Consider the following 25773-nt stretch of genomic DNA (forward strand, 5'->3'; position numbering starts at 1 on the left):
ATAATATTATAACTTGCTCAACCCGTTGTTGATCAAGAACTCACCGTACAATACTTGAAAGTCTTCGATCTCAGGAGATCCCTCAATGATGTCTTCGTATTGTTTGATGGCGTCAAGTATCAGGTTGTTTTCTTCAAAGAAAGAGGCAAGTATAAGTTTGCTCAAAGGAGAATCATATGGAATTTCAGCTTTGACCGCATCCAATTCGTTTTGTATTCTTGCTTGTTCTTCCGATGGTAGTCTTTCGATCCCGTAGCTCGGAGAGAAGAGTTCAGGGTTGTCTTTGACGATTACTTTGACTGTGATCAATTCTTCATTAGCCAAGTTCTCATCATTTAGATTGATATTCAAATGAGTCTTTTCAGTTTCTGCGCTGTATATCTCTTCATCAAATATGTTCTTAACCGAGATGATGTAGTAGGCTTGGTCACCGACAGAGTTCCATCTTAAAACCACATCTGGATTAAATACCTGTACGGTCTGTGGAATCATAAGCGTGATGGCAGTGCTGTTGGAGCGGTGAACCGCCTCTCTGTAGTTGCCGTTGACATCTTGACTGCCAGTTGTGCTTTTGGTGAGTACTGCTTTGGCGTATCTATTAGAGGCAGTGTTGTCAGATTTAGCCAATCTACTTTGTAGGTCTGCTACTGTCACATTACCCATGTTTTTGATCTCCAGTGTTTGCCCTGATTTGTGCATCAATCCGATGTAGGCATTGGTACCAACAATCAATGCGTCACCTTCATTCATTTTGATACCTGTTCGCAAGAAGGTGGGGGCTGAGTTGTCGGACTTCTGAAGCTTGTTTACCCCTTTGTTTGCCAACACTCTAAACTCGAAAGTTTGCGCAAGAGTAGCCAAGGAAATCAGACAAGTAGTGAGGGTCAAAAGGTATTTTTTCATAGCGATAAAGTTGATGCACTTGATGTAAATGCGTTTAAAAATAGCCTACAATCTGTAAAGTGCAAAAAAAACCGCATCATATGATGCGGTCTAATTCATTAATTTTTCTCTAGTTTTTATTGAAGACCGTTCTTCATTAAGAAGTCGTCGTACAACATTTTGAAATCATCTACTTCTGGAGAAAGCTGGATGGCTTGCTCGTATTGTGTGATGGCATCTAGGATCAAATTGTTTTCTTCATAGAAGGAAGCGTAAATCAATTTGTTCAAAGCAGAGTTATTTGGAACTTCGGTTTTCAAGACATCTAGACTCTCGTTGATTGCAGATGCATCATCTGCAGAGATTCTTTTGATACCATAATCACCAGAGACAATGTCTTTTTGCCCTTTGACAGTTACTGTCAAGATGACCAATCTCTCATTAGATAGATTCTCATCATCAAAATTGATTGGCATGCTTGTTTTATCTGTTTCACCTTTAAAAATTTCTTCGTCGAAGATGTTTTTGATGCTTACCACATATTTTGGGTTTTCTACCTCTGGTGCTGCAGACCATCTGATGATCGCATCTGGGTTAAGAATATCCACAGAGCTTGGGAGCATTACTTTGAGAGCGTTGCTGCTGCTTGCTCTTGTTACCGCTCCAGTCGCCTTCATGTTTTGGCGATAGTTGCTGTTGATGTCACCGTCTCCTTCGTTCATTTTGTTCATCACAAACTGAGCATACTTATTAGCCACGTCATTTTGCGTTTTTGCTAATTTTGATTCCAAATCTGTGATTTTGGTGATGCCAGAGTTTCTGACTTCAATCGTTCTCCCAGTTTTGTGCATTAATCCAATGTAGGCTCCGTTGGCGGCAATGAGTTCATCTCCGCTCATTAGGGTAGCCCCTGTTTTTAGAGGAACTGTTTCCCCGTTTGCACCTTTTTTTACTTGATTGGCACCCTTACTCGCCAATACTCTAAACACAAATCCTTGTCCAAAGCTGGTATTGACTAGAAAGAATATCAAAAGAGTTGAAAATATTAGTTTAGTTCTCATGATATAATTATTAATGAATTTACAAAATTACAATTTATTTAATTCAGTTAGTTCTCTTCTTCCTTCTTTAGTAAAAAGATTCTTAACCACTCCAAAATACACCTCTAAGGCATCTCCTGCTATCAGAACCCCCAAAATCATCCATGTCGTATCGATTTTATAATTATAGACATTGAATATGATGAGTCCTAAGCTAAATAACGAAAAAGCTTCTATTAATTGTATAAGTTTTGTCAAACCGTCATACCATTTTGGTAAGGAATGATAAATGAAGGCAAACAAAGCAACATTCAAGTAAAGTAGCACGATCGCAATGATGGTTTCAATATTGTCATTCATCTCATCAATGTAGTCTTCTGCTAAGATCATAGAGATGATGTTGGCATGTATCACACCCCCAAACATGTCCGCATGGCCTTTGCCAGCATAGTGTGTGTTGAGCGGAGTGAAATATTTATCCTCAAGTGCTTGTCTATCACCGAGTTCTTTTCCTAGGAAACAGAAAAGAACACATTTGTCTTTGATCAATTCAGGGTCAAATTGACCATCAAATACCTGGTACCAATCTAATGCAAAATAAGTTATGGGAGCCTGCGTGGCTCCATAATCGAAGATGTTGCCCCGGTAGTTGATGACCTCTACATCTTTGTTTCTATCTAGAAAGTTGAGGGTCTTTACAGAGTCCATGTAGTAGGCCAATTTGATCGATAATGAATATTCTAATTCACCTTTTGCATATTCTTTGGGAGCGAAAGTCCTACAAACTTTGATGTCATCCTGATCGGCGGCACCTGTGATAAAATTGGCATAGGCAGTTTCGGCATATTGATTGAACAGTTCGTTGGAGACTGCCAGAGAGTCAAAGGATTCATTCTCATTAGGTAGTTCTAGTTTGCTCACCAATACCAAGTTCTCAACTTGTGAAAAAGCATAAGCGAGTGCCAAATCTCCTAAAGTATCTGGTTTAAGGTCAGGAAAAAACATATCCATGCCGATTACTCTGGGCTCTGAAGCAGATATAATGTTGACCAAGTCAGCGATTCCTTGGCGGTTGAGGTTACCGACGTTGACAATGACGATTTCTTCTTCACCCAAGGGGTCTTCTCTCAATTGTGAGAACACAATGTCTGTACTCTCCATATCAGCAAATGCGTCACCAATAGGGTCAAAAACATCAAATATCTTGAAGGCAAAGGCTTGGGTTACAACAAATCCTAAGAGTAGGATGAATACTAATGCGTAAATTGTGTCTAACCAGAATTTTTTAAACATTCAGATTTTCTTTAAGGTCAAGTTCGATTATTTATCAGGCTAAGTGCTTAATTGTAACCTATGATTGTAAAATTAGATGAAATAGAATTACTTGAACTAACATCCGTCTATTACTCGATGAATGCCCCGATACAAAGTATAAACATAAGCATTCTGTAGAGAAGATACCTAATTATTACCTAGGAAGACAGGTAGATTTATAGTAACAAGGATTGAAAATGAATAGAAAAGACGCTACATATTATGTGGATGCAATTAGAAGTGGTGATAGAAAAGTCTTGTCTAGGGCGATTTCTATTGTAGAAAGTACTCGCAGTAGTGATATGGAACTGTCTCAGCGGATATTGACTCAGCTCGGACACGTGGATTCTACATCCCTTAGGATTGGAATCACAGGTTCACCAGGGGTGGGGAAGAGTACTTTTATCGAGTCGATCGGTCAAATCATGACGAAAGAGCATCAATTGGCCATCTTGGCGATAGATCCTAGTAGTCCTGAGACTGGCGGGAGTATTCTGGGTGACAAGACCCGGATGAATGAATTGAGTAGGAATCCTAAAGTGTACATAAGACCCAGTGCCACCTACAATTACTATGGTGGTGTGAATCAAAGTACCTACAAAACAATCCTGTTGTGCGAGGCTGCGGGTTTTGATCGTGTCATCATCGAAACAGTGGGTGTTGGACAATCGGAATACATGGTCAGGGGAATGGTAGATTTTTTTCTGTTACTGGCTCAACCTGCAGCTGGTGATGAGTTGCAGGGAATCAAAAAGGGAGTGATGGAAATGGTGGATGGTATAGTAGTCAATAAATGTGACGGGGAGCTGGTGCAAAAGGCGATGACCACCCAATCACAATTGAAAGAGGCGCTGCATTATTCTCAAGACAAAGGGAAACAAGCACCTGTACTATGCTGCTCGGCAGTGACGGGAGAGAAAATCCATGATGTGTACCAAATGATAGAAAAGGCTTGTGCAGCGCAAAAGTATTCAGGTTTGTTTGATCAAAATCGAACCAGTCAGCGCAGCAATTATTTTGTTAAATCAATAGAAGTAGTCATGCTGAAACGATTGCTCAATAATCCCGAAATCTCTGCTGAGCGAACTGAACTTTTAGAGAAGTTGGCTGAGGGAACTTTGGATACATTTACTGCTGTGGATGAATTTATGCGTTGGTTTGAGAACCGCTATTTGTAGTCTGGAGAAAAGTACGAAGTAGATAATACAAAGTATTGAGGTAGAGATAACGATCAATTATCCTCATTTGACTTGTGCAAGCACTAAATCAGCAAATTCAAATACGACTTCTAGATTTTGGTTATCTACTTGGTATTGGTAGGACCTTTCGATTGTGGGGAGTTGATTGCATACGATGGCCTTTTTGAATATCGGACCATCGAACGCAAAGGTATGGAACTCACCATTTTCACCACAAGGATCGACTGTAGGAGGGAGATTTAATACAAAGTCTCTGTTCATGACTTTGCCACATATCGATGACTCATACAATTCTTTCTTGGCGGCACAGATCATCGTTTGGAATCCCAAATCCAAAAATTGATTGACCAACTCAGTCGTATCTTTCTGCCATAGGGGATAGATACCTGAGATTTCAGATTGTGTCAGCAATTTGTCTCTATAGATTTTTAAATCCTCCAAGAAGATATCTCCATAGGCTACATGGTAGATATTTCTGCTTCGTATGTCAGAGAAGTATGCTGTTAGCTTTGTCTCGTAGCTCAGGTTGGAACTGTCCGCTGGAATCTCAATAAACACCAGCGGAATACCGATAGATTGTGCCTGTGCTGCAATGAGTTCACGAGAGATGCCATGGAGTGAAACGCGACCTGTCTCTTCTGAGATACCCGTGTGCAGCTCTACTACTTCGTAGCGATTGTCTTGCAACAAGTGATAGAGCATGAGGGATGAGTCTTTGCCTCCACTCCAACTCACAGATATGGGGATTTTGGTCATGTCTTGTTGATGTATTTTATGCTGAAATGCCCTTGATTAATATCGACTCGACTGACACTACCGTAGTCTAGTACGAGTTTGAAACTATCTTGTAAGTCCAAATTGAGCACATGGGCTAATAGAGCACGAATAGGACCAGCATGGCACACGATGGCTATTTGCTCGTGCTGCGTTTGGATGGTCTCATTCCAAAAACTCAGGACTCTCTCTGCGAGTGCCTTGTAGGACTCTCCTTTGGGGGGAGCTGAATCCACATAGTTTTCCATCCAGTGATCTAAGTCATTTTGCGCGATGTTTTTCCACTCTATCAGTTCCCAATCACCAAAGTTTAGCTCCAATAATCGCTGATCTACGATGTTGTTTTCGGACAATTCGAAAGCGAAGGTACGGCACCTCACGAGCGGGCTGGTATATACAGCGTCCAGTTTTTGGGGAAGTAAATCCATGGTGACAGCCATTTCTTTTTGGTAGCCTTTGGCCAGAGGTAGATTGCTTTGTCCATAGCAAATTCCCTTGCCGATCGAGGGAGTAGTATGTCTGACTAGATATATTTCCATATCACGAATATGCTGAGGTAAATGCTCAATTCGGCGACTTGTTGTACTGCGCCGAGACAATCGCCCGTATAGCCACCGATCCATTTTTTGAAGTAGCGAGAAAAATAGATTTTGACTAAGAGCAAAACAGGTACAATAAGCATAATTTTGAAATCCCATAGAAATACCAGAGGTACAAAACCAAAAATATTGGCTGTGATGAAACTACCAAGTGTCATTTTTTTGGCAATGGGTTTGGCTTTGGCGTCCTCGTTTTCTCTCACATATTGATCGGTGAAAATCATCCAGACTGAAGTGGTTCTGCTCATTGCATGAGCGATCACGAGCATCATACACACCGTCAATAGATCAAATTGCTGTGTGAGTTGAGAAATACTGAGGTATTTGAGTAGGAGCAGAAGCATGATGCCAATCACACCATATGCGCCTAATACCGAATCTTTCATGATCGTTAGGATTTTCTCTTTGGTCCATCCCCCACCAAAACCATCACATACATCTGCAAATCCATCTTCATGAAAAGCTCCTGTCAGTAATATCCCCACTACCATGGAAAGGACTACTGAGATGCTGATGGGTAAAATCATGCTGAACCCATACAAAAAGGCAGCACTGACTCCACCTACTATCCATCCAATAAATGGAAAGTAGCGTGTGGCCTTGTTGAGATTGTCTGCTGCGTGATCGATCCAAGATGGGCACGGGATGCGTGTGTAGAACATGAGTGCCGTGAAGAAAATCTGAAGTTCTTTTTTGATCATGATTTTTGAGATACTGCAGCACTTTCGAAGCTTGCCATGTCGTTGATGAAGGCCACACTAGACTGGATCAGGGGATAGGCTAGGGCACAGCCTGTGCCTTCACCCAACCTCAGGTCAAGATGTAAAATAGAGTTGGCAGAGACAGATTCCAGCATTTTGCTATGTCCTTGTTCGTTGGATTGGTGGCAGAATATCGCGTAAGCCTCTATGGCAGGATACAGTCGATGGGCCATCAGGTACACCGAACTGGCAATGAAACCATCCACCAGCAGTATCATCTTGCTCTCGGCTGCCTGAAGCATTGCACCGAGCATCATCGCCATCTCGTATCCGGCCACACTTCTGAAAAATGCCATTGGGTCTGAGGTTTTGTCTTGGTGATGGTCATACACGGCTTGGAGTATTTTGACTTTGTGCGCGAGACCCTTTTCGTCTACGCCTGTTCCTCGACCGATGCAGTCGTTGATACTGATACCAGTGAGTGCCGCCATAAGTAGGCTGGCCGCCGAGGTGTTGCCGATACCCATTTCGCCAAAGCCAATGATGTTGCATCCTGATTCACGTTGTTGCAGGACTAGTTGAGTTCCAGCCTGGATTGCTTGTTCCAGTTCTTGGGGAGTCATGGCTTCTTCGGTCAAGGAATTTTTGGTGCCATATCCCACTTTTTTATTGATCAGGTTAGGGAGAGTCTCAAAAGTATAATTGACACCTGCGTCGATGATTTGCAAATTCAACTGATGGAGTTTGCAAAAAACGCTAATAGCAGCACCTCCTGCTAGGAAGTTCATGACCATTTGGTGAGTGACTTCTTGAGGAAAAGCACTGACACCTTCTCGTGCCAATCCATGATCACCTGCAAAAACCAAGATTGTAGGGTGAGTCAACTCAGGAGTGGTGGTCTGCTGAATGAGGCATATTTTTTTGGAGAGATCTTCCAGTCTGCCTAGGGCACCTAAAGGTTTGGTTTTGAAATCAATCTTGTGTTTGATGGCCTCCAAGAGGGAAGAGTCAGGTTGGTGGATATGGAAGTCTAGCATTTTTTTGGTTTTGCTGGTTTCTTGTTGACCAGTATTCTATTTTATCTTGGTTCTAAAAATCTAGAATCTAAAATCTAGATCAATCCTGTAGGATATTGCTGATGAAGGTCGACTTCAATAGCAACCAGAGCAGAAACAGTATCATTCCCCAGATGAGGTAGACGGTGTAAAAATCTGTGGTGTCTTTGAATCTGTTTTCTTTGATTTCGGCTTTTTCGTATTTGTCGATTAGCTCAAATACTTGCTCCAAGGCTTGATTGTCTGATACTCTAAAGAATCGTCCATGGCCTATTTCTGCGATTTTGCGAAGCGTGGTTTCGTTGAGGGTGTTTTCTACATAGCGTGTGCGTCCGAAAAAATCCTGTCCGAATGGTACTTTCCCTTCCTTGCCGATGGCGATTGTGTAGATTTTGATATCGTAGGCATCAGCCAGTTCTGCGGCAATGATTGGGTCGATGTTTCCTGCAGTGTTGTCTCCATCACTAAGTAGGATCATGACTTTGGTCTTCGATTCTGATTCCCTCATGCGATTGGTCCCTACCGCAATGGCTGAGCCGATGGCAGTACCGCTCTTTTCGATCAAGTCGAAGTTGATGTCGTCAATGTAAGTATTGAGCAGCTCATAGTCTGAGGTGAGCGGTGAGCGAGAGTAGGCCTCACCTGAAAATACGACCAAACCGATTCTATCTTGGAATCGCCCCATGACGAAGTTGCGTGCTACGTCTTTGGCAGCCTCCAATCTGTTGGGTCTGAAATCTTCGATTTGCATGGACTCAGAGATGTCGATCAGCATCATGATATCGATCCCTTCTGTCCATTGTTCCACTTTTTCGTTGGTTTTTTGTGGTCTGGCTAGTGCCAAGAGCAACAATGTAAATGTTAACAACAAGATGATGTTGGGCACATGACGCAGGATACTAATTGGACTCCATTTGATGTCTTTCTCCGTCAGTGCTATGGCGAGACTTTGTCTTTTCAATCGATCGATGAGTATCCATACCAAGAGGATCAAAGGAAAAGCATAGAAGGCATAAAAAACGATAGGAAACTCCCATTGGAAGCTTTGCAGCGTTTCCCATGTAAACCATTTTAGGGACAACCATTGCGTTTCTGCCATTTGTTTAAGCATGCTTTACCTCCTCTCTTTTGAGTTCGTATCTTTCTGCCGTGTAGTGGTTCAATGCCTCTAGGTTGCTGTGTATGTCATCAATGGCTACTTTACCATAAATGGACTGATCAATTTTCTTTAATACATCTTTAAGTCCATCGCCATATCCTGCCAATAGGATTTCTTTGGAAGTATATTTGGTGAAGGGACGATCCTCTAATCTCTCCATAAATTTTTTCCACAAGAGAACTGCCGCTTCGATGGTGTGTGTGTTGTCATGATTGGCTTTGACCTGATTGACGGCATTTTCAAATTGTAGCACGAATCGCTCATAGTCCTTTTTGAGCAAGTACAGTCTGTATTTTGCACGTAGGTTTTTCCCGAATAGGAAATAACTGCCTACCAATAAAATCAACAAAATGGCTGCACCAATACCTATATACAAGTAGTTCCAGTCATAATGCAGGGCTTGAAAATCAAGGTTGTTTCGGAGTATGATGCTATCTGGCAGTACCGCAACCATCTCTTGCAAGTACACCGAATCAAAATTGGACAGGATTTCGATGCTGTCATTTTGTTGGATGATGTACATGGGCAATTGTAGTCGTTGAATCAGGTCGATTTCAAAACTACTGATGGTGTAGATAACACTGTCATAAGCCAAAGTACTGTCTGCGTGCGTGGGGCTGTATTTTTTCTTGCTGAACTCAAAAGGTGAGAAGTCGAAAGTAGAATCTGGGAAGATTACCTGCCAGTTTTTGGGGTATTGCACAGCCAGGCTGAATTGGATTTCTTCGCCAATTTTTAGACTGTCTTGCAGGAATTGTCCTCTTGGTTGGATGTCTTGACTATGTACAGCCTGTCCTAGCATCACTGCTGTCCACAATAAGATGATACGCTTACCCACTCTTTCTCATTTTATTTCTGACTTTAAACATTTTGATCAATTGGGGGACATAATCCTCATCTGTTCTGATCTTGAGGTAGTTGGCTTGATTCTTTCTGCAAAATTGTTCCAATTCGATCTGCTTTTCTCCAAACGTCTGGTTGAGAATGTTGCGAAACTCGGCAGAAGAGGTGTTTCTCCAAAGTGTTTTGCCAGATTCTTGGTCTTTGAGCGGTATGATGCCAAGATTAGGAAAAGTCGTCTCTCTGATGTCGGTGATGTGTATCACGACCAAGTCATGCAATCTAGCCAAACCTTTGAGATCATGGTGGTAATTTTCATCAATGAAATCTGAAATGAGGATCACCACACTCTTTCTTTTGAGGAGGTCGAGAGTGAATCTAAAGGCTTTGCTCAGGTTGGTTCTAACCGAAACAGGCACCAATTTGAAAATCTCAGTGACCAAATGAAAGGAATGTTTCATGCCTTTGCCTGGCTTTACATATTTTTCTTTCTGATCTGAAAAACAAATAAGACCTACTTGGTTATTTTCTTTGATGGCTGACATGGCCAAAAGGGCACAAATTTCTTTACTGATGTCAATTTTTTGTTGGCCCTCATTGCCTATTTTTTGTGAAGCACTGACGTCTAGGATCAAAAATATACTTTGCTCTTTTTCTTCCTTAAACGTCTTGATAAAGGTGCCGTGACCCTTGGCGGACACATTCCAGTCGATGGTACGCACGTCATCCCCATACTGATATGACCTGACGTCATCGTATTCTAGGCCCGACCCCTTGAAGATCGAATGAAAATCTCCCTGCATTTGGGAGTTTAAGGCCTTCCTAATTCTAATCTCGTATTTCCTTAGCTTTTTGAGGATGTCCTTCATTCATTGTACTTTTGGAAGCCTAAAATTAAGCGAATCTTAAAATTTATATGAGACACAAAATTATTTTTTTCCTAGCAGTGGGAACATTAACATTTCTTAACGCTTGTAAGCGCTCTGATAGTGAAAACCTGATCTCAAAAAGTAAGATGACAGAAATCTTGATTGACCAGCATGTCTTGGAAGCCAAAGTACTCATGCTCAAACTAAAGTCCGACTCGGCTACCAAAGTGTACAATTCGCTAGAAAAGGAACTCCTGGAGTCTCATGGTGTGAATAAAAAAATGTTTGAGAAGAGTTTTGGGTACTACATGGCTAGACCAGAGCTGCTGGACAAAATCTACGAAGTAGTGGTAGACAGTCTCAATGTGTACGATCAAAATGCGACCTTGGCAGAGGAAGAGTATGAAAAGGCACTGGCAGCTGAGAAAGAAAGAAAAAAGGCCGAGGCAGATTCAATTGCCAAAGCGCTAAGTGATACTTTGACTACAGCAGCACGTGATTCATTGATCCTGTTGTTGCAGACGGATTCTTTGGGGTTGTTGAATGGGGATTCATTGTATCAGCTACTGAGTAGGGACTCCTTGCTCAAAGCGAGCCATATGGATACGACAAAAACCGTCAGTGAACAGCCTGCCAAAACCAAGGCGAAGACAAATAGTGCAAAGATTGGAGACTTGAAGAAGAGAGCTGCGCTAGACAAGAAATTACAACCCAAGAATTAATATCCTTTGAATTTATATCCGAAAGAAATCGAACTCAAACTGAGTTTTGACAAGGTAAAAGAAATCATCTCTTCCTATTGTCTCGGACCTCTAGGGGAGGATTTTGTGTACAAACTGAGTTTTAGTACGCAAGTAGACAAGATCAACGAATGGCTGGGGCAGACGAGGGAGTTTATTTATATACTGACCAGTGGAGCTGGTTTCCCGTCAGCGGTATATAGTGACATCAGTCCAGATCTCAAACAGGCAGAGGTGCCAGGTAGTTTCTTGGATATAGACCAGCTGTATGAGATCAAAGCAGTCATTGAGACTCTGGGCAAGATTCATAACTTTTTCATCAGTCATCCCGAAGATTTCCCTGTATTGTATCAGCGCTTTGGAGGAGTCGAAGTTGATGGCAAGTTGTTGGCAGCTTTGGAATCCAAAATCGATGAAAAGGGAGAGTTGAGAGACAACGCCAGTCCAGAGCTCATGCGCATCCGCTCTGCGATCTCCAAGAGTCAGATCAGAGCGAGGACTGCCGTCAACAAGATATTGAAGCAAGCAGGGGATCATGGCTATACGCCTGAAGGCGCATCCTTGACTATTAGAGATGGACGTCTAGTGATCCCAGTTTTGGCGGAGCACAAGCGACATGTGAGAGGTTTTGTGCATGACGAGTCTGCTACAGGACAGACAGTCTATTTGGAACCTGCCGAAGCATTGGAGATCAACAATGAGCTGCGAGAGTTGAAGTACGCAGAGCGCCGTGAGATCATCAGGATTCTGACGGAGTTGACCAACCTGGTGCGTCTCAACCGAGAGGATATCGAGCGCGGCTTGCGCATGTTGGGCGTATTGGATTTTATCCAAGCCAAGGCGAGGTTTGCACAGGATTTTGATTGTTTATGTCCTGTGGTGGAGAAGACGCAGAAGATAGAATGGAAGCAAGCACGACATCCGATCCTCGAACAAGCCCTCAAAGAGCAAGGAAGAAAGATCAAGCCTTTGGATATAGTACTGTCCCCATCTGACAGGATACTGTTGGTGTCGGGTCCCAATGCAGGAGGGAAATCTGTGTGTCTCAAAACTATCGGCTTGATCCAATACATGATCCAATGTGGTGTGCCAGTCGCGGTGGATGAAGAGTCCAAATTTGGTGTCTTTCATTCCATCTTGATAGATATCGGCGATGAACAGTCGATAGAGAACGATCTGAGTACATACAGTTCGCATTTGACGAACATGAAGTTTTTTCTCGAAAATACGAATGGGAAAACGCTCTTTTTGATAGACGAATTTGGTACGGGTACCGAGCCGCAATTTGGTGGAGCGATTGCCGAGGTGGTGTTGATCGAATTGGCCAAAACCAAGGCCTTTGGTGCAATTACCACCCACTATGGGAATTTGAAAAAGTTGGCTGACAATGTCAATGGAATCGTCAACGCAGCGATGAAATATGATGTGAAAATTCTTGAACCACTTTACGAACTGGAGATTGGCAAACCAGGAAGTTCCTTTGCGCTGGAGATAGCAGGAAAAATCGGTTTGGACAAGCAAATGCTCGAAAGAGCCAAGAAAAAGGCCGGTGTATCACATGTGCAGTTTGATCGATTGCTGAGTGAACTAGAGTCTGAGAAAAACACCATCCTCAAGGAGAAAAAGGAGATAGAGGCCAAGAACAAGCGACTCAATGATGTCATCAAGGACTATGAGGAACTAAAAGCTCACTTGGAGAAAAAGAAGACCGAGGTACTCAATGAAGCTAAAAAGGAGGCGGCTCGTGTCATTGAGGCCTCCAACAAAAAAGTAGAATCTACCATCAAGCAAATCCAAGAGTCTAAAGCTGATAAAAAGCGTGTGCAGTTGGCACGGGAGCAGCTCAAAACTCACAAAGACCACCTTACTGATGCGGTCAAGAAGGAGGAAAAAAAGCAGGTGGTAAAAATCACTGAGCCTATCGATCCAGTATTGAGAGTAGGTGACAAGGTCAAGATTGTCACGTCGGGTGCAGCAGGAGAGGTGGTGTCCATCAAAGGCAACCAGGTGGAACTGACTCTAGGTGGCTTGACCTCTCGTGTCAAGCTGAAAGACATTGAAAAAATATCGAGTAAATCGTTTAAGCAAACCACAGATGACCGTGTCAAACAAATGACAGGCATTGATCTCAATTCCAAGATGGCCAATTTCAACATCACTCTTGATATCAGAGGCGTGAGAGCAGAAGAGGCAATCGGCAAAGTGGAAGACTATATTGACGAGGCGATACTACTGGGATACAATGAAGTAAGAATCTTGCACGGCAAGGGGCATGGGGTGCTCCGCGACTTGGTCAGGAATGTCCTCAGACAAAACCGAAAGATTATCAAAGCAGCAGACGAGCATATCGAAAGAGGCGGTGCGGGGATTACCGTCGTGACGCTGGAGGATTGATTTGTTAATAGCCGACGGTCTACAGTTCATGGCTAAATCGAAATTTGAGTGAATAACGAAATGAAAATATATACTCGCCAACAATTGGCCTTGCGCAATGGTCAGGACAGAGATGAAATATGGGTGGCTTTCAAGGGAGATATCTATGATGTAGGCAGTTCTAGGCTTTGGCGAGATGGCAAGCATTATGAACATTGGGCGGGACAAGATTTGACGCCAGAACTCAAAGATGCGCCACATACTGACAAAGTTTTTGATAAATTCACCATCATTGGACGTTTAGAAACTGATTAAAGTATCGGGCAATTATCAGTATCGAAATTTGGACAAGAACAAGAACTAAAAAATCATGATGCTAATCGCTGACAGTGGATCAACCAAAACTGCTTGGAGAATAATAGATCCAAAAGGAAAAATCTCACAGGCCGTATCCAAGGGAATCAATCCCTATTATATGAAAAGTGCCGACATAGCAGCTTCTATTCAGGAGGGTTTGAGTGAGTATTTGGATGCAAAGATCACCGAAGTATTCTTCTACGGGGCAGGTTGTTCGTCTGACAAAAACAAAGAAACAATCTCCGATGCGATCTCCAGATTATATTCTGATGCTACGATTACCATCAATCACGATCTAATGGCAGCTGCGCGTGCGCTTTGTGGCCATCAGAAAGGCATCGCATGTATCCTAGGCACTGGGTCTAACTCCTGTCTCTATGATGGAGAGTCGATAGTGGAGAATGTCACTTCGATGGGTTACTTGTTGGGAGATGAAGGGAGTGGCAACATGCTTGGTAGGATGCTCATCAAGCGCTACTTCAAACAGCAATTGCCCGATGAACTCAAAGCTAAGTTTGATGAACGATTTCAATTGTCCAAGAGTGAAATACTAGAACGTATCTATCAGGGGGAAATGCCGATTCGTTTTCTGGCGAGCTTTGCCAAATTCATCTTTCAGCACATCCAACATCCCTATTTCTATCAAATGGTCTACGATTGTTTTCAAGAATTCTTCGAAGAGAACGTATGCAAATACACTGGATACAAGGAAGTACCAGTGCATTTTACGGGTTCGGTAGCTTTTTATTTCTCTAATATTCTTCGCAAAGTGGGTGCTGAATTGGGAATCACAGTTGGAATCATCAGTGAAGACCCAATTGCTGGTTTGGCGTTGTATCATAGCAAGTGATATTAAACCGTCGATGGTCGACAGATTATGGATCATGGACTACCTCGTATGAATGAAAGGTTAAATAATGTCATTTTGCATGATATTTATAGGACGATTATTTTCTATAATCAGCGAATAAGATAACCTTTGAATCATGACTACTACCGAAGCTACCTCCCATTACGACAATCTCCAGGAGATGAGTGTGGAAGCCCTATTGACCTCCATCAACAAAGAAGATCAAACAGTACCTATGGCAGTTGCTAAGGCCATCCCATCGATCATTCCGCTCGTCGAAGAGATCGTGGCTAAGATGAGTGCAGGAGGTCGATTGTTCTATATAGGAGCAGGTACCAGTGGACGGCTCGGTGTGGTAGACGCGTCAGAGATTCCTCCTACCTATGGCGTGGCTTTTGATCAGGTGATCGGCATCATGGCAGGGGGAGATGGAGCCATCCGAAAGGCAGTTGAAAATGCCGAAGATGATCAGAATCAAGCCTGGAAAGATATGGAAGCTTTTGGTGCAAACGAAGGTGATGCCTTGATTGGTATTGCAGCTTCTGGCAGGACGCCTTATGTCTTGGGAGGAGTACAGGCAGCCATGGCAAAGGGGCTGACCACTGGCTGTATCGTATGCAACCAAGCTTCGCCAATCGCCCATTCGGTCAAGTACCCAATAGAGGTGGTGGTAGGACCAGAGTTTGTCACAGGAAGTACTCGTATGAAAGCAGGTACCGCCAGCAAATTGGTCTTGAACATGATTTCCACATCTGTGATGATCAAACTAGGACATGTCAAAGGCAATAAAATGATCGATATGAAACTCAGCAATGCCAAGCTAGTAGAGCGAGCCATCAATATGCTGATGTCTGAGATGGAAATAGATCGTAAAGTAGCTGAGCGTATGATTCAGGAGCATGGATCTGTCCGTCAAGCCATTGACCACTTTCAAGCACACTGATGCATGCACAATATTGAGCCCTTCTATGGTTGGTTGAAGTATTATGATTCGTCTCAGGATGAATACTCACCCTTTCATGGCAAGGAATACAACTATGATCTCTACTCAGAGACTATCTATGGCTACTACATAGACCCAGGGTGGGATTTTATCGGCTCGGAGACACTCTACATCAAAATCCTCTATCTCGACTATGAACAGGGCTATGCTGTGATTGAGTTCATCGGAGAGTGGAATGATGCCTTGCACAATGACGTGATGCATCTGAAGCGCAACATTGTCGACGAACTGTTGGCAGCAGGATTTACCAAATACATATTGATCGGGGAGAATGTGCTCAACTTTCATGGATCTGATGATAGCTACTACGAAGAGTGGTTTGAGGATGTAGAAGACGGTTGGGTGACTGCTATCGGATTCCGCGATTTTGTACTCAGTGAGATGAACCTCTACAACATCGATACCTATGTCAACTCTGGCGGTAACCTAGAGATCATCAACTGGCGCACCATGAAACCTGATATTTTCTGTCAACTAGTTGATAGCTTGATTCAGAAGAGACTAGGGATGTGAAATCACCTACGGGGCATGGCTACACAAATAGAGTTTCAAAAAAGGAATTGAACTGCTAGATTTGGTAAAAGGTATATGATGCTAACCATATTCCCAATCTAAATGATCATGAAAATTTCAGAGGAATCTGTATCCTAGCAGGACTCAAATTCAGTTAGAAAGAATAGCAAATAATCCAGATAATTTACAGCTCTGGATAGTAAAATTACAAACACTCATTACATGTTCCAGTCAGAAGACAATTTGCATTGTGAACTTCGTATCCATTTGGGACAGAATAATGAACGGGGGTTTCTAGACATTCAATCGTGTCACATGATAAGCAGCGAAAGTGAAAGTGATACTGCATTGCTTTGGGTTTCTCGCATTTTTTGCAGAGGGCAAAATATTGCTTACCATCTTCAGCTATAATCTTATGAACTAACTCATCTTCACAAAACCTATTCAGTACTCTATAAATCGTTGCTCTATTGATATCAATGTCCAACTGCCGTTCGATAGCGTCTTGACTCAAAGCTTTCTTTGAATGTAAAAGTAGGTTTAAGACAGCTTCCTTGGTAGGTGTATTTCTTCTTTGCATTCTTTATTGCGATTGTTTCGCAATAATATAAAAAATCATTTACATTTACTCATAAATGCGATTATGTCGCATTTATGAGTAGCAATGACGGGAAGAGAAATAATTAAACTATTTGAAGTGGTAGGACTGGTACTAGTAAGACCTTTGCCGCCCTTCGCTAAATACAATGAGAAAATGGATAAGAATGAATTTGAAGTAATCATCATAGGCGGAAGCTATGCAGGACTTTCCGCTGCCTTAACTTTAGGGCGTTCACTCCGAAAAACTTTGGTCATAGATGGAGGTGAGCCTTGCAACCGTCAGACTCCACATTCTCATAATTTTCTTACCCAAGATGGAAGTACGCCAAGTCAAATTTCACATGTCGCCAAAAGCCAAGTAGCCAAATATGACAGTGTGAAATTTTATGAAGGGCTAGCTATAGATGGGATGAGGATTTCGGAGGGTTTTGAAATCACTACCTCAAATGGAGATGTGTTTACCACCAAAAAGTTGGTTCTTGCCACAGGAATTAAAGATATAATGCCAGATATAAAGGGCTTTTCTGAATGCTGGGGGATTTCGGTAGTGCATTGTCCATATTGCCACGGTTATGAAATACGAAACAAAAAGACAGCCATTATTGCGAATGGAGATAGAGCATATCACCTTGTGTCTTTGGTAAATAACTTGAGCAAAGACATTACCTTATTGACTTCAGGGATAAAGGAATTTGAAGAAAACCAATTTGAAAAATTACAACGACACAAGATTCACATCATTGAGAAGAAAATTGTAGCGATTGAACACAGTAATGGTCAAGTGGAAAGGGTAGTTTTTAAAGATGGTAGTGTGGAAAATTATGAATGTGTGTACGCTTCAATTCCATTCGAACAAAATTCGGCTTTGCCCAAAAAACTGGGTTGTAAACTCACCGAGCATGGACATATTGAAGTGAATCTGATGCAAAAAACCTCGGAAGAAGGAATTTTTTCCTGTGGAGACAACAGTTCAATGATGCGTTCGGTTGCTACTGCGGTGTATGGAGGAACTATAACAGGTGCAATGATTAACAATGAACTTACACAAGAATATTTTTGATATAGTCAAAGTATGTTTGGATCTACATCCTTCAAATCATTCCTTACATCGTCCTCTGTATTTTGTTAAGCAATTTGTCTGCCGTGATCACATTTTGTACCAATAAGTTGTAAGAGCCTAATTATTCTAAGGGTTAATAGGGACGCAAAGCTTGATTGCAGTAGTTGGCTTGTGGCACACAAACCAAGTTGAGGAAGATGAGGGATTACATCCAATAAGAATGGGAAAGGAAGTTAAAGACATGGACATGACAATAGCAGGTCTGTTTTAGGAGTTTGATTGGCAAGACAGACTCTGTTACCGAGTTATTACTTGGCAGAGGGAAAAACGTGAGATACTAGAGGATAAAATATGTAAGTAGAATGGCAGAATTTTGGGAAGAAGCATTTAGCAATAAAAAGGAAATGTGGGGCATGGCTCCTGCAAAGTCGGCTTGGTTGACAAAAGATTTCTTTATTAAAAACTCCATAAAGAAGGTCCTCATTCCAGGGATTGGGTATGGGCGAAATGCCCAGCCATTTTTAGAAACTGGAATGACAATAACTGGGATTGAGATTTCCAAAACAGCTATTGAGCTCGCGCAAAATCATTATGGAACTGAAATGACCATTTATCACGGTTCGGTAACTGATATGCCTTTTGATAGCGAAAAGTATGAAGGGGTTTATTGTTATGCACTTATACATTTATTGGACAATAAAGAAAGGAAAAAACTCATCCTCAACTGCTATAACCAACTCACTGAAAATGGATGTATGGTTTTTACGGCGATAACTAAGAAAGCACCGAATTTTAGAAAAGGCGAATTTATCAGTAAAGATCGATATGAATTTCATAAAGGAGTTCAAATATTCTATTACGACGAGGAATCGGTAAAAGAAGAATTTGAAAAGTATGGACTTATCGAAATGACAGAAATTGATGAAAATCAGCCAATGTATCTGATCAAATGTCAAAAAGTATAAAAGCATGCTGGACACAACGCAGTATGATTCATATAGCATGTACCACCAGCTTAGTTTTACACATGGGCAAAAGTCAGATCAATCTACAAGACAAAAAAAGGGTCAGCTTGTGCTGACCCTTTCAATATTGTAAATGCTATGGATTAAGCTTCCTCGTGCTGAGGGATTTGCTTGAATTCTACGGGTGCTTCTTTGTCTTTGAATGACGCTCTCGGCTTCAAGTTCAAAGTCTGGAACATTTGTTTGTCGCTGTCTACTTCTGGGTTGGGGGTAGTCAGGAGTTTGTCTCCAGCGAAGATAGAGTTTGCCCCTGCCAGAAAACACAGTGCTTGTTCTTCGATGGTCATCTTGACACGACCAGCAGACAATCTCACCATGGCATTGGGCATGATGATCCTAGCTGTAGCGATCATTCGGAGCATTTCCCAGATAGATACCCTAGGCTGATCTTCTAGTGGTGTGCCTTCTACTGGTACCAGCGCATTGACAGGGACAGATTCAGGATGCTCCTCCATAGTCGCAAGGGTATGTAGCATACCGACTCTGTCGTCGTGATTTTCTCCCAATCCGATGATTCCACCTGAGCAAACCGATATTTTGGCTTTTCTTACGTTTTTGATCGTATCCAATCTGTCGTCGTAGGTACGTGTAGAGATGATCTCTTCGTAGTGTTCCTCTGAGGTGTCCAGGTTGTGGTTGTAGGCATATAGACCTGCGTCTTTGAGTTTTTCTGCTTGATCTTCGGTCAGCATCCCTAGTGTACAGCAGACTTCCATACCCATGCTATTGACTCCTTTGACCATGTCGAGCACTTTGTCAAAATCTCTGTTGTCACGCACTTCTCTCCAAGCCGCACCCATACAAAACCTTGTGCTACCCGCTTCTTTGGCATCCAAAGCTGCTTTGAGTACCGTATCTACTTCCATCAGTTTCTCAACTTTTACATCCGTGTGGTACCTGGCAGCTTGTGGGCAGTAGGCACAATCTTCAGGACAGCCACCTGTCTTGACAGACAGCAAAGTACACACTTGCACTTCATTGGGATCATGGTAGGCTCTGTGTACGGTGGCAGCACGGTATATGAGATCCATGACAGGTGTATTGTATATTTCAGTGATTTCTTCTCTCGTCCAGTTGTTTCTTGCGATCATTAGTATTGAAATTTTATGCTTGGACCCCAAAAGGGTAAAACGCTTTCTGGTTGTAAAACTATTTAATTTCTAAATCAAATGGCATTCTCGCCTGAATACCTTTGTAAGATTCCAGTTCTTTTATCTTGTCAATGTAGTCGGCCATGATGCCGTACTTATTGTGTAGGATTCTACTTTCTGCTTCATTGGCCATTGATCCGAGCAATTCTTCCCACTTGTTTTTGAGCTCTGGGTAGTAGGTCACCATGTAGTCACCATCTAGATGGGCGGCTGTGGCAGCTATTTCTATTGCATCGTTGTAGCTACCTAGTACATCTACCAAGCCTTTTTCTTTGGCTTGCGTACCTGTCCAAACTCTACCAGAAGCTACTGCTTTGAGGTCGTCGATGTTCATGTTTCGACCTTGTGCAGCTTTGGAGGTAAAGGTTTCATAGCCTTGCTCTACCATGGATTGGATGATGTGCTTTTCTTTTTCGTTGAGTGGACTGGATACTCTGTATAGATCAGAGAATTCACCAGTGGATACACCATCATTGGTGATCCCGAGTTTGTTTTCTAGAAATCCTTCCATGTTAGGGATCATACCAAAGATACCAATGGAGCCAGTGATGGTCATGGGCTGTGCGACGATGGTGTCGCAGGGCATCGCCATGTAGTAGCCCCCAGAGGCAGCGACTGTGGACATACTGGCAATCACAGGTTTTACTGCTTTGGTCAGCATGATTTCGTTCCACATCACGTCAGATGCCAATGCTGATCCTCCTGGAGAGTTGATTCGTATCACGATGGCTTTGACTCGGTCACTTTTGCGGGCATCACGGATGGCTTTGACGAATTTGTCAGAACCCACATTGTCCGTGCCGCCATTGCCAGAGACAATTTCGCCTTCTGCTACGATGACTGCTATTCTGTTGGATGAATAGGTCGAGCTGATAGATTTGGAATAGCCTGATAGGCTTACACTGTTGATTTTGTCGTCTTCACCCAGTCCAAGAGCTTCCTTTATTCTGTCTTGCATGTTGTTTTCGTATCCTACAGCGGTGACGAGTTTCATGACAAGTGCGTCCTCTGGTTCTCTGGCTTCCATCTGGTCTGAGATAGTTCTGAGTTCCTCCAGTTCTATGCCTCTCGACTGGCTGACGTTCACTAGGTAATTGTCATAGATGTCATTGACGAAAGAGGTCATTTGCTCTCTGTTGGCCTCACTGAGGTCTTTTCTGATGAATGGCTCTATGGCACTTTTGTAGGTTCCTACACGGAAAATTTGGGCTTCTATTTCTAGTTTATCCAATAGACCTTTGAAGAAAGAAACATTGGCACTCAAGCCATTTAACTCCATCGCACCAGCAGGATTGAGGAAGATCTCGTCTGCAACCGACGCAATGTAATAGTTAGCCTCTGTCATGTATTCCGCATAGCTGTAGACAAATTTTCCGCTCTCTTTAAAATCCTCAAGGGCTGTTCTGAGTTCGTGAAACGAAGAATACCCACCTGATATACTGCCATGCTTGAGATAAATACCTTTGATGTTGTCATCTACTTTGGCAGCAGCTATTGCTTCTATGGCTGACAGTAGCGCCAATTTGTTGTCGGCAGCTTCTGGAAATAGCTCTGCAAAGGGGTCTTCTGCCAGGCGCTCAAAGATTTGTCCATTTAGATTGATGGAGAGGACAGAGTTAGGTTTTACCTCAGGTGTTTGTTCAGAACTCAATGCTATGATTCCAACAATGGTGAAGAAGAAAAACAGTCCTGCAATCAGACTAAAAACGAAGAGTCCGACGATGGTCGAGAGTACAGATTTAAAAAAATTCATATGTTTGATTCAATAATTTCTGATATTGCAAAGCTATTCATTTCGGCTTCACACGATTAAAAATACAAAATAATATTCATGAGTGTATGCTTCTTGCTGCTAGGTACCAATATGGGTGATAAAGTTACCAATTTGCGCCTTGCATCTGATCACATCAGTAGCCAAATTGGTCCTGTTATTACAAGTTCATCGGTTTATACTACATCTGCTTGGGGAAAGGAGGATCAAGATGATTTCCTCAATCAGGTATTGAAGGTCTATACTGACAAAACCCCCGCTCAATTGCTGCAATGCTGTCTGTCCATAGAAAGGGATCTGGGCAGGGTGCGTTTCGAGAAATGGGGACAGCGTCTTATTGATATAGATGTGTTGTATTATGATGATTTGATACTTGATGACGAAGATTTGAAAATCCCGCATCCTGAGATTCAAAATAGAAGGTTTACTTTGGTTCCTTTGGTGGAGATAGCCGCAGATTGGGTGCATCCTGAAATAGGGAAATCTCAAAGAGAGTTGCTCGATGTGTGTGGTGACAGTTTGGAAGTTAAAGTTTGTTAGTCAATGGAGGTTTATCATTATTTATTGGTTTTTGGGGTTGGTGTTTTGTGTGGGTTTATCAATGTCGTAGCAGGAGGGGGCTCTTTGCTGACACTGCCTGTTTTGATCTTCATGGGGTTGCCTCCGTCAGTCGCCAATGGTACCAATCGTGTAGGTATTTTTATGCAAAATGTCTTTGCGGTGAAGGGATTCAAGAGCAAAGGTGTTTCTGCTTTCCCTTTTGCGATATGGCTGTCGATCACTTCGGTGATCGGTGCGATCATTGGTGCCAAAGTCGCCATAGATATCAGTGCAGAATTATTCAATAGAATATTGGCTATTGTGATGGTGGTCGTACTGCTGATGACTTTTTTTGGGACAGCCAAATCCAGAGAAGGAATAGAAGAGGATATGTCCAAAAAGAAGCGAATCACCAGCATCATTCTATTCTTCTTTATTGGCATATATGGAGGTTTTATCCATGCAGGAATAGGTTTTGTGATCATGGCGGTACTCAGCATGGTCAACAAAATGAGCCTCGTCAAAGTCAATAGTATCAAAGTATTTGTCGCCTTGGTTTATACTTTCTTTTCACTGATTGTTTTTATCTGGGAGGGACAAATTGATTGGATCATTGGTTTGACGCTAGGGGCTGGGTCAGCTTTGGGAGGATGGTCCGCGAGTCAGTGGAGTGTCGCCAAGGGAGACAAGTGGATTCGCTATTTTCTAATCGTCGCTGTATCTGGTATGGCTATCAAGCTTTGGTTCTTTTCATAAATAGTTCTCTGGGTTGCTAGTTTTTTGGTTTGGCTTGTAATCATGTTAGATAATTGAAAACAAAGAAATGATTCAGCCTCAATTTGTATAATATTACGACCTGAAAAATTTCAATTCCTATTCAGTCCATGAAGAATTTTGAACCCAAAAAGGATTTATACCCTCATCTGATCGCTGTATTCGTTTTTTTGATCGTCACAGTTGTATTTTACTCACCGGTATTTTTTGAGAACAAGGAGCTGCCGCAGCATGATATCCTACAGTGGAAAGGTAGCGCACAGGAACTCGCTGCTCATCGTGAACAGACAGGAGAGGAGGGGCTTTGGACCAATTCCATGTTTGGGGGTATGCCAGGTTATTTAGTCAATGTGGAGTTTTCTGGCGAGTTGACCAAGAATATCCAGCGCTTGCTTTCGCTCTATTTGCCACATCCTACGGGTATTATATTGGTGGCATTTATATCCTGCTACATCATGTTGCTATCCTTTGGTGTCAGATCATGGATCGCTATAGCAGGAGCCTTGGCCTTTGGCTTGACTTCTTTCAATATTATTTCGATCGGAGCGGGACACAATGCAAAAGTATCTGCTGTGGCCTACATGCCATTGGTATTGGCAGGTGTTCATGCTGCATTCACGAATAGAAAATTTTTAGGGTTTATCTTGACCGCTTTGGGTTTGGCACTACAGCTCAGAGTCAATCACTTGCAGATCACATATTACCTGCTGTTGATGGTGCTGGTGTATGGCTTGTTTGAATTGATTCAAAGTATCAAAGCTAAAACACTTCCTGAGTTTGCCAAGACTGTGAGTGTACTGGTCGCAGCTGTACTCATTGCTGTGGGCGCCAACTTTGGCAAACTCTGGACTACTATCGAATACGGAACTTATACCATGCGTGGCAAATCTGAGCTGACTGTAGATGGGGTAGATGCAAAAAGTGGGTTGGAAAAGGATTATGCCTTTCAATACAGCAATGGTATTTTTGAGCCATTGGTAATGTTCATTCCCAATTTCTTTGGTGGTACCTCGCAACAGAACTTGGGAAAGAATTCCAACCTAGAACAAGCCTTGAAAAAACAAGGAGCTAACCGCCAGCAAATCCAACAACAAGTGCAAGCAGCCCCTGCCTATTGGGGAGACCAGCCATTGACAGCACCTTATTACGCAGGAGCGATCGTGGTATTTTTGTTTGTATTGAGTCTTTTGGTTTTGGATCGAAAATACACGATGTGGCTTTGGGTGTTGGTTTTGGTCTCTATTGTTTTGAGTTGGGGCAAGAATTTCGAGAGCTTCAATTACTTGGTTTTCGATTATTTACCAGGTTACAACAAGTTTAGATCCGTGACCTTTGTGATTATCATCGCAGTGTTTTCAATGATCTTGTCTGGGTTTGTCGGATTGGAAAAAGTGTTGTCCAGCACTTGGGACAAGACCTTGCAGAAGAAATTCATGATTGCCATAGGGATCGTAGGAGGTTTTGCACTGTTGGCTGCAGTGTTGGCAGGAATGGGTTCGTATCGAGGAGCGATTGATGAGCGGTTGGCTTCTTACCCCGCTTGGTTCTTGGATGCTTTGAGAGCAGATAGGGCTTCATTGTTGAGAGTGGATGCTTTTAGGTCGCTATTTTTTGTGTTGGCTGCTGCAGCAGTGATATGGTTCTTTGCCAAGAATAAACTATCCAAGCCCCTGGCTTACACACTGATTATTGCATTGGTATTGATCGATATGTTTGGAGTGGACAAGCGCTATCTCAATGGTGATAATTTTGTCGCAGCAACAAGAAGTGATTTTATTGCGTCAGATGCAGACAAAAGAATACTGAAGGATACAGATCCTAATTACAGAGTACTCAATCTCATGAATCCATTCAATGATGCGGAAACTTCATATTTTCACAAATCTGTCGGTGGCTACCATGGAGCCAAGATGAGAAGGTATCAAGACCTGATCGAAGCGTCAATTTCACCAGAGATCGCAGGAGTCATTGAAAATTTGCAAGCAGGTGAATTTGACTTCAAAGATGCAGAGGTGCTGAATATGCTCAATACCAAATACCTAAAAGCAGGTGAAACGGCCAATGCCGTGATCCCTAATCCAGCTGCCAATGGCAATGCATGGTTTGTAAGGGATGTTGTGGAGGTCAATAATACAGACGATGAATTGATGGCAATGGCGTCCATTGATAGCAAGTTGGAAGCTGTCGTCAATGTCGAAGAGTTCGTGCTGGGAGAATTGGGTTATGACTCGACAGCACAGGTGAACCTCACTTCTTATGCTCCTAACAAATTGACGTATCAATCCAATTCGGATCAGTCAGGATTGGTGGTCTTTTCAGAGATTTATTATCCGAAGGGCTGGTCAGCGACCATCGACGGACAAGCATCAGAAATCTTGCGCGCCAATTATGTGCTGAGGGCTTTGAAAGTTCCTTCGGGTAGCCACGAGATTGTTTTCGAGTTCAGACCCCAATCATATTACACTGGCAACACTGTTACTTGGATTTTTAATGTGATTTTGGTACTAAGCTGTGTGGCATATGTGGTGGTGAGTGTCAGAAGACAGTAAATGTAAGATTAACAATGGCAGCTTGATAGCGTGCT

At 42.5% G+C, this 25773-nt stretch carries 25 protein-coding genes; 12 read left to right on the top strand and 13 right to left on the bottom strand.

The features are described 5' to 3' along the window. Positions 1–6: 6 nt before the first annotated feature. The 3 genes from N6H18_RS11820 to N6H18_RS11830 form a co-directional block, all read right to left on the bottom strand. Complete coding sequence (locus N6H18_RS11820) at positions 7–903, bottom strand: hypothetical protein (RefSeq protein ID WP_262308481.1); 897 nt, start codon at positions 901–903, stop codon at positions 7–9. A 116-nt stretch (positions 904–1019) separates the two neighbouring features. Beyond that, positions 1020–1943 carry a hypothetical protein gene (locus N6H18_RS11825; protein ID WP_262308482.1) on the bottom strand — a complete coding sequence of 308 codons (924 nt, stop codon included), beginning with the start codon at positions 1941–1943 and terminating at the stop codon, positions 1020–1022. Positions 1944–1970: 27 nt separating this feature from the next. Next, a complete protein-coding gene (locus N6H18_RS11830) occupies positions 1971–3215 on the bottom strand; it encodes a CHASE2 domain-containing protein (RefSeq protein ID WP_262308483.1) in 1245 nt (414 codons plus the stop codon). A gap of 218 nt (positions 3216–3433) precedes the next feature. Here N6H18_RS11830 and meaB point away from each other — a divergent pair, with 218 nt between their 5' ends. Beyond that, positions 3434–4414, top strand: a complete 981-nt coding sequence (gene meaB, locus N6H18_RS11835; protein ID WP_262308484.1) for a methylmalonyl Co-A mutase-associated GTPase MeaB — start codon at positions 3434–3436, stop codon at positions 4412–4414. A 63-nt stretch (positions 4415–4477) separates the two neighbouring features. On the opposite strand, the gene N6H18_RS11840 is transcribed toward meaB, so the two are convergent. The 7 genes from N6H18_RS11840 to N6H18_RS11870 form a co-directional block, all read right to left on the bottom strand. After that, entirely contained in the window at positions 4478–5191 is a 714-nt protein-coding gene (locus N6H18_RS11840; RefSeq protein WP_262308485.1) for a Dph6-related ATP pyrophosphatase, read from the bottom strand. Then, a complete protein-coding gene (gene cobC, locus N6H18_RS11845) occupies positions 5188–5748 on the bottom strand; it encodes an alpha-ribazole phosphatase (protein WP_262308486.1) in 561 nt (186 codons plus the stop codon). Before cobC ends, N6H18_RS11840 begins: the two co-directional genes overlap by 4 nt. Further along, positions 5733–6509, bottom strand: a complete 777-nt coding sequence (locus N6H18_RS11850; protein WP_262308487.1) for an adenosylcobinamide-GDP ribazoletransferase — start codon at positions 6507–6509, stop codon at positions 5733–5735. Before N6H18_RS11850 ends, cobC begins: the two co-directional genes overlap by 16 nt. Continuing rightward, the gene (gene cobT / locus N6H18_RS11855; protein WP_262308488.1) at positions 6506–7546 is read right to left on the bottom strand and encodes a nicotinate-nucleotide--dimethylbenzimidazole phosphoribosyltransferase; all 1041 of its coding nucleotides are present in this window, start codon (positions 7544–7546) and stop codon (positions 6506–6508) included. Before cobT ends, N6H18_RS11850 begins: the two co-directional genes overlap by 4 nt. 79 nt (positions 7547–7625) lie before the next feature. Beyond that, positions 7626–8663, bottom strand: a complete 1038-nt coding sequence (locus N6H18_RS11860; RefSeq protein ID WP_262308489.1) for a vWA domain-containing protein — start codon at positions 8661–8663, stop codon at positions 7626–7628. A 4-nt stretch (positions 8664–8667) separates the two neighbouring features. Then, positions 8668–9561 (bottom strand): hypothetical protein, encoded by an 894-nt coding sequence (locus tag N6H18_RS11865; RefSeq protein WP_262308490.1) that lies wholly within the window; start codon positions 9559–9561, stop codon positions 8668–8670. After that, positions 9554–10432, bottom strand: a complete 879-nt coding sequence (locus N6H18_RS11870; protein ID WP_262308491.1) for a DUF58 domain-containing protein — start codon at positions 10430–10432, stop codon at positions 9554–9556. Before N6H18_RS11870 ends, N6H18_RS11865 begins: the two co-directional genes overlap by 8 nt. A gap of 47 nt (positions 10433–10479) precedes the next feature. Here N6H18_RS11870 and N6H18_RS11875 point away from each other — a divergent pair, with 47 nt between their 5' ends. The 6 genes from N6H18_RS11875 (at position 10480) to N6H18_RS11900 (ending at position 16268) form a co-directional block, all read left to right on the top strand. After that, positions 10480–11154, top strand: coding sequence for a DUF4296 domain-containing protein (locus N6H18_RS11875; protein ID WP_262308492.1), 675 nt, complete (start codon positions 10480–10482; stop codon positions 11152–11154). A 6-nt stretch (positions 11155–11160) separates the two neighbouring features. Continuing rightward, positions 11161–13566, top strand: coding sequence for an endonuclease MutS2 (locus tag N6H18_RS11880; RefSeq protein ID WP_262308493.1), 2406 nt, complete (start codon positions 11161–11163; stop codon positions 13564–13566). Positions 13567–13626: 60 nt separating this feature from the next. Continuing rightward, the gene (locus N6H18_RS11885) at positions 13627–13860 is read left to right on the top strand and encodes a cytochrome b5 domain-containing protein (RefSeq protein WP_262308494.1); all 234 of its coding nucleotides are present in this window, start codon (positions 13627–13629) and stop codon (positions 13858–13860) included. Positions 13861–13915: 55 nt separating this feature from the next. Continuing rightward, on the top strand, positions 13916–14752 hold the full coding sequence (locus tag N6H18_RS11890) for a BadF/BadG/BcrA/BcrD ATPase family protein (protein ID WP_262308495.1): 837 nt from the start codon (positions 13916–13918) through the stop codon (positions 14750–14752). Positions 14753–14888: 136 nt separating this feature from the next. Beyond that, positions 14889–15695: an N-acetylmuramic acid 6-phosphate etherase gene (locus N6H18_RS11895; RefSeq protein WP_262308496.1), complete on the top strand. Its 807-nt coding sequence runs from the start codon at positions 14889–14891 to the stop codon at positions 15693–15695. Between the two features lie 3 nt (positions 15696–15698). Further along, positions 15699–16268, top strand: coding sequence for a hypothetical protein (locus N6H18_RS11900; protein ID WP_262308497.1), 570 nt, complete (start codon positions 15699–15701; stop codon positions 16266–16268). A gap of 205 nt (positions 16269–16473) precedes the next feature. On the opposite strand, the gene N6H18_RS18755 is transcribed toward N6H18_RS11900, so the two are convergent. After that, the gene (locus N6H18_RS18755; RefSeq protein WP_262308498.1) at positions 16474–16848 is read right to left on the bottom strand and encodes a Fur family transcriptional regulator; all 375 of its coding nucleotides are present in this window, start codon (positions 16846–16848) and stop codon (positions 16474–16476) included. 174 nt (positions 16849–17022) lie between these two features. On the opposite strand from N6H18_RS18755, the gene N6H18_RS11910 reads away from it, so the two are divergent. Together N6H18_RS11910 and N6H18_RS11915 are read left to right on the top strand one after the other, a co-directional pair. Beyond that, positions 17023–17928, top strand: coding sequence for an NAD(P)/FAD-dependent oxidoreductase (locus N6H18_RS11910; protein WP_262308499.1), 906 nt, complete (start codon positions 17023–17025; stop codon positions 17926–17928). Positions 17929–18290: 362 nt separating this feature from the next. Beyond that, the gene (locus tag N6H18_RS11915; protein WP_262308500.1) at positions 18291–18893 is read left to right on the top strand and encodes a class I SAM-dependent methyltransferase; all 603 of its coding nucleotides are present in this window, start codon (positions 18291–18293) and stop codon (positions 18891–18893) included. Between the two features lie 143 nt (positions 18894–19036). On the opposite strand, the gene bioB is transcribed toward N6H18_RS11915, so the two are convergent. Both bioB and sppA read right to left on the bottom strand, forming a co-directional pair. After that, positions 19037–20044: a biotin synthase BioB gene (bioB, locus tag N6H18_RS11920; RefSeq protein ID WP_262308501.1), complete on the bottom strand. Its 1008-nt coding sequence runs from the start codon at positions 20042–20044 to the stop codon at positions 19037–19039. A 58-nt stretch (positions 20045–20102) separates the two neighbouring features. Then, the gene (gene sppA / locus N6H18_RS11925) at positions 20103–21857 is read right to left on the bottom strand and encodes a signal peptide peptidase SppA (protein ID WP_262308502.1); all 1755 of its coding nucleotides are present in this window, start codon (positions 21855–21857) and stop codon (positions 20103–20105) included. A gap of 78 nt (positions 21858–21935) precedes the next feature. On the opposite strand from sppA, the gene folK reads away from it, so the two are divergent. The 3 genes from folK to N6H18_RS11940 all read left to right on the top strand — a co-directional run bounded on the left by folK (position 21936) and on the right by N6H18_RS11940 (position 25738). Continuing rightward, complete coding sequence (gene folK, locus N6H18_RS11930) at positions 21936–22415, top strand: 2-amino-4-hydroxy-6-hydroxymethyldihydropteridine diphosphokinase (protein ID WP_262308503.1); 480 nt, start codon at positions 21936–21938, stop codon at positions 22413–22415. 3 nt (positions 22416–22418) lie between these two features. Beyond that, complete coding sequence (locus N6H18_RS11935; protein ID WP_262308504.1) at positions 22419–23171, top strand: sulfite exporter TauE/SafE family protein; 753 nt, start codon at positions 22419–22421, stop codon at positions 23169–23171. Positions 23172–23299: 128 nt separating this feature from the next. Then, positions 23300–25738, top strand: a complete 2439-nt coding sequence (locus N6H18_RS11940; protein ID WP_262308505.1) for a YfhO family protein — start codon at positions 23300–23302, stop codon at positions 25736–25738. Positions 25739–25773 lie beyond the last annotated feature (35 nt).

Source organism: Reichenbachiella agarivorans (assembly GCF_025502585.1).
Taxonomy (GTDB): domain Bacteria; phylum Bacteroidota; class Bacteroidia; order Cytophagales; family Cyclobacteriaceae; genus Reichenbachiella; species Reichenbachiella agarivorans.